General features: G+C 68.2%; 6 protein-coding genes. 5 read left to right on the forward strand and 1 reads right to left on the reverse strand.

Annotation, left to right across the window (positions count from 1 at the left end; all coding sequences use genetic code 11):
* From AB0F61_RS32810 to AB0F61_RS32825, 4 genes are read left to right on the forward strand one after another with little or no spacing between them, the layout of a single operon-like run.
* Positions 1-447 (forward strand): DNA cytosine methyltransferase, encoded by a 447-nt coding sequence (locus AB0F61_RS32810; RefSeq protein WP_357817872.1) that lies wholly within the window; start codon positions 1-3, stop codon positions 445-447.
* Positions 448-500: 53 nt separating this feature from the next.
* On the forward strand, positions 501-1,535 hold the full coding sequence (locus AB0F61_RS32815) for a tyrosine-type recombinase/integrase (protein ID WP_357817884.1): 1,035 nt from the start codon (positions 501-503) through the stop codon (positions 1,533-1,535).
* A gap of 5 nt (positions 1,536-1,540) precedes the next feature.
* Positions 1,541-1,852, forward strand: coding sequence for a helix-turn-helix transcriptional regulator (locus AB0F61_RS32820; RefSeq protein WP_357104827.1), 312 nt, complete (start codon positions 1,541-1,543; stop codon positions 1,850-1,852).
* Positions 1,849-4,137, forward strand: coding sequence for a hypothetical protein (locus tag AB0F61_RS32825; RefSeq protein WP_357817874.1), 2,289 nt, complete (start codon positions 1,849-1,851; stop codon positions 4,135-4,137). The genes AB0F61_RS32820 and AB0F61_RS32825 overlap by 4 nt, the downstream gene beginning before the upstream one ends.
* 2 nt (positions 4,138-4,139) lie before the next feature.
* On the opposite strand, the gene AB0F61_RS32830 is transcribed toward AB0F61_RS32825, so the two are convergent.
* Positions 4,140-4,307 (reverse strand): hypothetical protein, encoded by a 168-nt coding sequence (locus tag AB0F61_RS32830; RefSeq protein WP_357817878.1) that lies wholly within the window; start codon positions 4,305-4,307, stop codon positions 4,140-4,142.
* A 516-nt stretch (positions 4,308-4,823) separates the two neighbouring features.
* On the opposite strand from AB0F61_RS32830, the gene AB0F61_RS32835 reads away from it, so the two are divergent.
* Positions 4,824-6,296, forward strand: a complete 1,473-nt coding sequence (locus AB0F61_RS32835) for an arabinofuranosidase catalytic domain-containing protein (RefSeq protein ID WP_357817880.1) — start codon at positions 4,824-4,826, stop codon at positions 6,294-6,296.
* Positions 6,297-6,418: the final 122 nt, after the last annotated feature.

Here is a 6,418-nt window from a genome sequence, read left to right on the forward strand (position 1 = left end):
GTGAGCATTGCCCACACCACCGCCCCCCGCATCGGATCGCTGTGCACCGGCTACGGCGGCCTCGACATGGCCGTCGAGCTGGTGCTCGGCGGCCAGCTCACCTGGTACGCCGACACCGACCGGCACGCCCGCACCGTCTGCGCCCACCACTGGCCCGGCGTACCTAACCTCGGCGACATCCGCACCGTCGACTGGACCCGCGTCGAGTCCGTCGACGTCCTCACCGCCGGGTTCCCGTGCCAGGACATCTCCAACGCCGGCAAAGAATGGGCCGAGTTGCATTGGATGCAACCATTCGACCTTTCGGTCTCAGCACGGTGGCGGGAGCATTCTGGCAGGTTGCGTGCTCGTCAGGGTATGCCGCGCGGGCTGCGTAACCGGCGCATCGATGTTGCGTTGAGTGCAACGTGGAGCGAGCAGTGGATCTGGCTGGAGCGGTGCACCTGACGTTGGCATCAGGGGTGGCGTATCTCGATCCGGCCACCGCGGTCTTCGACGCGATGTTGGAGGGCTGGCAGCGTCAGCAGCGCACGCGGTTTTTGAAGGCGTCGACGATCGCGGGCCGGGTGTTGACGGTGCGTCGGTTTCACCGTTACACCAACCAGTATCCGTGGGAGTGGGAGCCGGCCGAGGTCGAGGCGTTCTTCGATTACCTGCGTTCGGCCGGTCCGCGGCCCATCACCGTGTCGACGGCTAGGAGCTACCAGACCACGCTGCGGATGTTCTGCGACTTCGTCACCGACACTCGCTACGGCTGGGCGGGCGAGTGCTTGCGGCGATTCGGCCGCGCGCCGGCGCAGATCCTGCACGAGTGGAACTCGATCGTGCACGTGACGGAGTCTGATGGTCAGCCGGGTCGGCGGCCCCTCACCTACGACGAGGTGCAGACGCTGTTCGACGCAGCCGACGGCCGTGTCGAACAGATCCGTACGCATCAGCGCAAGGGCGTCCTGGCGGCGTTGCGCGACGCGGCGGTGCTCAAGACGGTTTACGCCTTCGGCCTGCGCCGGGCTGAGGCGTGCGGGCTGGACGAGTCGGACTTCCGCCACAACCCGAAGGCCAAGAGGATGGGGCAGTTCGGTGCGGTGTTCGTGCGGTGGGGCAAGTCGTCGCGGGGTAGTCCACCCAAGCGGCGCACCGTGCTCACCGTCCCGGAGATGGACTGGATCGTGCCGGTGCTGGACCAGTATCTCAGCGATGTCCGGCCGCGGATCGTCGGCGAGGCTCATCCAGCGCTGTGGGTAACCGAGCGAGGCGGCCGGATGTCGTTGCGCCGATTGAACTTCGCCTTCGCCGAGGTGCGCGACCTTGCCTGCTTGCCGTCGGAGCTGGACCTGCACTGCCTCAGGCACAGCTACGTCACGCACTTGATCGAGTTCGGCTATCCGGAGAAGTTCGTGCAGGACCAGGCCGGGCACGCCTACGCCTCGACCACCGCCATCTACAGCGGCGTCTCCGACGAGTACCGGACCCGCTTGATCAACCGCAAGTTGGAGCAGCACAAGGATGATCTCTGGGGCGGGAAGCTCACGTGAAGACGATGGGGATCCGTTGGCAGCTGCGGCTGCGCATGGCCGAACGGGGCTTGTTCGCGACTACCGAGTTGGTGCCACTGCTGGCCGAGCGAGGCGTCCATCTGTCACGTGAGCAGGTGTTCCGGCTGGTGACCCAGCCGCCACAACGGTTGAGCATGGAGACGCTCGCCGCGTTGTGCGACATCCTGGGCTGCCAGCCCAACGACCTCATCGAGGTCGAAGCAACCGAGGAACGCACCCGCAAGACAGCGACGGCCGGCGGGCCGGCGCCCACCGCACGGCGCAGCACCATCCGCCGCCCAGAGCCGGCGCCATGACCCGCATCCGCCAACGCCGCGAGCCCGACCCTTTCCTCGCCGACCGGGTCGTCGCCCGGCTGACCGCCCTGGTCCCCGGGCTGACCCCGAGCACGGCTCACGCGGCAATGGAGGCCGCGCGAGTCACGGCCCCGGTGTCCCTCTGGGCCCTGAAGGATCACCTCAGCGCGCACGGGATCACTCCTGCCAGCAACGGGCCGCTGCAGCTGCTGAAGCTGTTCGCGATCCTCGACGTCGAGGGCTACGACGCTCCGCCAACCGCCTGCGCCGCGTGCGGCCGGCGAACGCGCGTGTTGTCGCATCGGCAGGACGACGGACGGATCTGCACTCCGTGCTCGCACCGGCGTTACGTTCGCCGGTGCGAGCTCTGCAAGGAGATCAAGCGGATCACGCACGCCGGCACGCAGACCGGGATCTGCGGCAACTGCCGGCGCCGCAATCCTGACCCGGAACGCGTCGGCCCGTGCACGCGGTGCGGCCGGGTCCAGCGCCTGATCATATGCAAAAACGACGGTTCGCTGCGCTGTCAACGCTGCCAGGCTCAGGGTAGGCCCTTGCGCGCCTGCGCCGACTGCGGCGCGCTCGCACGGACCCAGAAGATCACTGATGCCGGACCGGTATGTCCAGCCTGCTACCGCGAAAGGCATCGACCACGACGTGTCTGCGGCCGATGCGGGCGCTCACGCCTCATCGACCGGCGCGCGACCACGGACCAGTCAGATCTGTGCAACGGCTGCTACCGCGGCGCGGAAGGCACCTGCAGCAGATGCGGACGATTCCGCCCCGGCCGCAAGACGCCTCATAGCGGGTTCCGTTGCGAGGGCTGCCTTCCACGTCCACAGCGTCAGTGCGCCGGCTGCCAGCAGCGCCGCACCGTTCAAGCCGTCTGGCCGATCGGCCCGGTCTGCTCGTCCTGCTACAACACCATCCGCAAACACCCAGCGCGCTGCCCGAACTGCGCCGAGACCCGCGTGCTGACCGGCACCGACGCCGGCGGCGCTCGGATCTGCGGCCCGTGCGCCGGAGCACGCGACTACACCTGCACCGGATGCGGACGAGCCGGCCACACCTTCGCCGATCAGCGCTGCGCCTGGTGCGTGCTCGACGAACGAGTCAGCGACCTCCTCACCGATGATCACGGCACGATCGCGGCCCAGTTGCGACCGCTGCGCGCCGCACTCACCAACACCGACCGCCCCGAATCCGTCCTCACCTGGATCCGACGGCCCCGCACCTGCACGCTCTTCGCCTTCCTCGCCGCCCACCCCGACGACCTCAGCCATGAACTCCTCGACGAGCTCCCCGCCGTCCAGCACCTGCACTACCTCCGCAAACTGCTCGTCCTCGCCGACGTGCTCCCGACCCGCGACGAGCATCTCGAGCGCACCCGGACCTGGCTCAAGCAGACCCTCACCGAGCTACCCCCCGAGCACCGTCAGCTCGTTCAGCCGTTCGGCCTCTGGCACGTGCTGCACCGCGCCCGGCGCCGCTCACACCAATTCGGCTCGCGCACCGCCCAAGCCGCAGCCAAAGACCGCCGCTACATCCACATCGCCGCCGCGTTCCTCGCCTGGCTCGACACGCACAGCCTCACCCTGGCAACGATCAACCAGCAGCACATCGACCGATGGATCGATACCGGACCAGCTGCCCGGCACCTGCGACCATTCATCAAATGGACCAACCAACGTCGCCTGACCACCGCGCTCGACGTTCCGAACCGGCCCTCCAGCCTGCCCAGCCGCTTCCTCACCGACGAGCAGCGCTGGACGCAGCTGCGCCGATGCCTCGACGACACCACGATGCCCACCAAAGCCCGCGTCGCCGGCGCCCTGGTCCTACTCTTCGGCATCACACTCACACGCGTGCTCAACCTGACCACGACCGACATCACCTTCGGCAAGGACGCTCCAACCGCCATCACGTTCGGCAAGCAACCAATCCCGCTGCCACCGAAGGTCGCGGCGATCGTCGCCAAGCTCATCAACGACCGCAGCCGGCCAGCCTCGATCCCAGCCCTCCCCAACCACGAGCCGCACCTGCTCTTCCCCGGCCGGCCAGCCACCACACCGATCACCCTGCAAGCACTCAGCCGAACTCTCACCCGCAACGGGATCACAGCCCACCTCGGCCGCAACGCCGCCATGCTCGACCTCGCCGCTGACATCCCCGCCGCCGTGCTCGCCGACCTCCTCGGTATGAGCGCCGGCACCACCGAAAAGTGGAACCGCCTCACCAGCCGCGACTGGACCCACTACCTCGAAGCCCGAACCGACACGACATAGCCCTACTGGCCGGCGTACGGCTCCGGTGCAGATCCGCTCGAACGACCGGTCGTGGTCGCCCCCGGACGGGGCAGCAGCACGTCGAGGTCGTGGCGCGCGGCCGCCTCGACGACGCTGGCGACGAAGCCCAGCTGCATGTCGGTCAACCGCTGGCTGGCCGGGGGGATCACCAGCCCGAGGGTGCGGGTGCGTCCCTCCTTGAGCGCGCGGGCGCTGGCGTTCGGTCGGTAGTCCAGCTCGTCGATGACCGCCTGGATCCGCTGCCGGGTCCCCTCCGAGACGTCCGTTTCCCGCTCAGGACGTAGGGGACGGTGCTGCGGGACACCCCCGCCCGGCGGGCGATCTCCCCGATGTTCATGCCGCGCCCTCGAATCGATTCTTGCCCCGAAACGGGCACGCACCCTCTTCCCTGCCGAGCATATCCGTCCGGAAACCCAAGCCCCGAGTCAGCAAGTTCCCCGGCCAGCGGGGCGTCGACCGGGTCGGATGCGACGGCCCGCGAACGGTGGCGCGACGAATGGACGGGCATTAATGTCAACAGGTATGACGTGTGACGTCGGTCTGGGTCGGTAGACGAGGCTCGAACCACCGCCGCCCACGGCACCAACCGTATCGAACTGGATCGGTCCGGCAACACAGGCTCAACCCGCCACCACCACGCTCCACCACACCGCCGAGAGGATCCGATGAATGTGAAGAGACGACTGAGTCGTCTGCTCGCCGCGACGGGAACCCTGCTGGTTCTCGCTGTCGGCGCCAGCATCTACGTGGTCTCGGACGCGCCGGGTGTCGCCCGCGCCGCCGGCACGGGACCGTGCGACATCTACGCATCGGGCGGCACCCCGTGCGTCGCCGCGCACAGCACCACCCGGGCGCTGTACGGCGCGTACAACGGCCCGCTCTACCAGGTCCAACGCTCGTCGGACAACGCCACCCAGGACATCGGTGTGCTGGGCGCGGGCGGTGTCGTCAACGCCGCCGCGCAGGACTCGTTCTGCGCCAACACGAACTGCGTTATCACGATCATCTACGACCAGTCCGGCCGGAACAACCGCCTCACCCGGGCGCTCGGCGGCGGCGTGCCCGGCCCACGTCCCGACGGATCGGACAACCTTGCCGACGCGAAGGCGGCCCCGATCACCATCGGCGGCCAGAAGGCCTACGGCGTCTACATCGCCCCCGGCACCGGCTACCGCAACAACAACACCAACGGCATCGCGACCGGCGACCAGCCCGAAGGCATCTACGCCGTCCTCGACGGCACGCACTACAACAACGGGTGCTGCTTCGACTACGGCAACGCGCAGACGAACGCCATGGCCGACGACATCGGCATCATGGAGACCATCTACTTCGGCAACAACAAAGTGTGGGGCTACGGCGACGGCAACGGCCCCTGGATCATGATGGACATGGAATGGGGACTCTTCTCCGGAGTGAACCCGCGATACAACCCCATGGCGCCCATCAACCACCGCTTCGTGACCGCCATCGTCAAGGGCGAACCGAACCACTGGGCGATCCGCGGCGGCAACGCGCAGTCCGGCGGCCTGACCAACTACTTCGACGGACGACGCCCCAACGGCTACCACCCGATGAAGAAGGAGGGCGCCATCCTGCTCGGCATCGGCGGCGACAACAGCAACACCGCCCGCGGCACCTTCTACGAGGGCGTGCTGACCTCCGGCTACCCGACCGCGGCGACCGAGGACGCGGTGCAGGCGAACATCGCCGCTGCCGGGTACGCCCCGACCGGTGGCAATCCGCAGCAGAACGTCCAGGTCGTCGGCGCCCAGTCCAACCGGTGCGTGGACGTGCCGAACGGCAGCACCACCAACGGCACCCAGGTCCAACTCTGGGACTGCACCGGCAACACCGCCCAACGCTGGACCCACACCGCCGGCAAACAACTGCAGGTGTTGGGCAACAAGTGCCTCGACGCCAGCGGCCAGGGCACCACCAACGGCACCCAGGCCATCATCTGGGACTGCCACGGCGGCACCAACCAACAATGGAACATCAACTCCAACGGCACCATCACCGGCGTCCAGTCCGGGCTCTGCCTCGACGCCAGCGGCGCCGGCACCGCGAACGGCACCAAGCTCCTCCTCTGGGCCTGCAACGGGCAACAGAACCAGCGCTGGTCCACCCGCAGCTGATCCGTACCACCACCCGATCGGCGGTGCCGCCTCCGCGACGCCCGCCTCGTCGTGCAGGGTGCCGGGCAGATGCGGTGGCCGACCAGGCAGGCAGGCGACCGTCTCGGTGACGAGCGCGGCGA

Source organism: Micromonospora sp. NPDC023888 (assembly GCF_040639415.1).
In the GTDB taxonomy this organism is placed as follows: Bacteria; Actinomycetota; Actinomycetes; order Mycobacteriales; family Micromonosporaceae; genus Micromonospora.

Excerpts from the sequence above, each read along its gene's own strand:
- AB0F61_RS32815 (WP_357817884.1), top strand. The coding sequence starts at position 501 with ATGTTGGAGGGCTGGCAGCGTCAGCAGCGCACGCGGTTTTTGAAGGCG.
- AB0F61_RS32820 (WP_357104827.1), top strand. The coding sequence starts at position 1,541 with ATGGGGATCCGTTGGCAGCTGCGGCTGCGCATGGCCGAACGGGGCTTG.
- AB0F61_RS32825 (WP_357817874.1), top strand. The coding sequence starts at position 1,849 with ATGACCCGCATCCGCCAACGCCGCGAGCCCGACCCTTTCCTCGCCGAC.
- AB0F61_RS32835 (WP_357817880.1), top strand. The coding sequence starts at position 4,824 with ATGAATGTGAAGAGACGACTGAGTCGTCTGCTCGCCGCGACGGGAACC.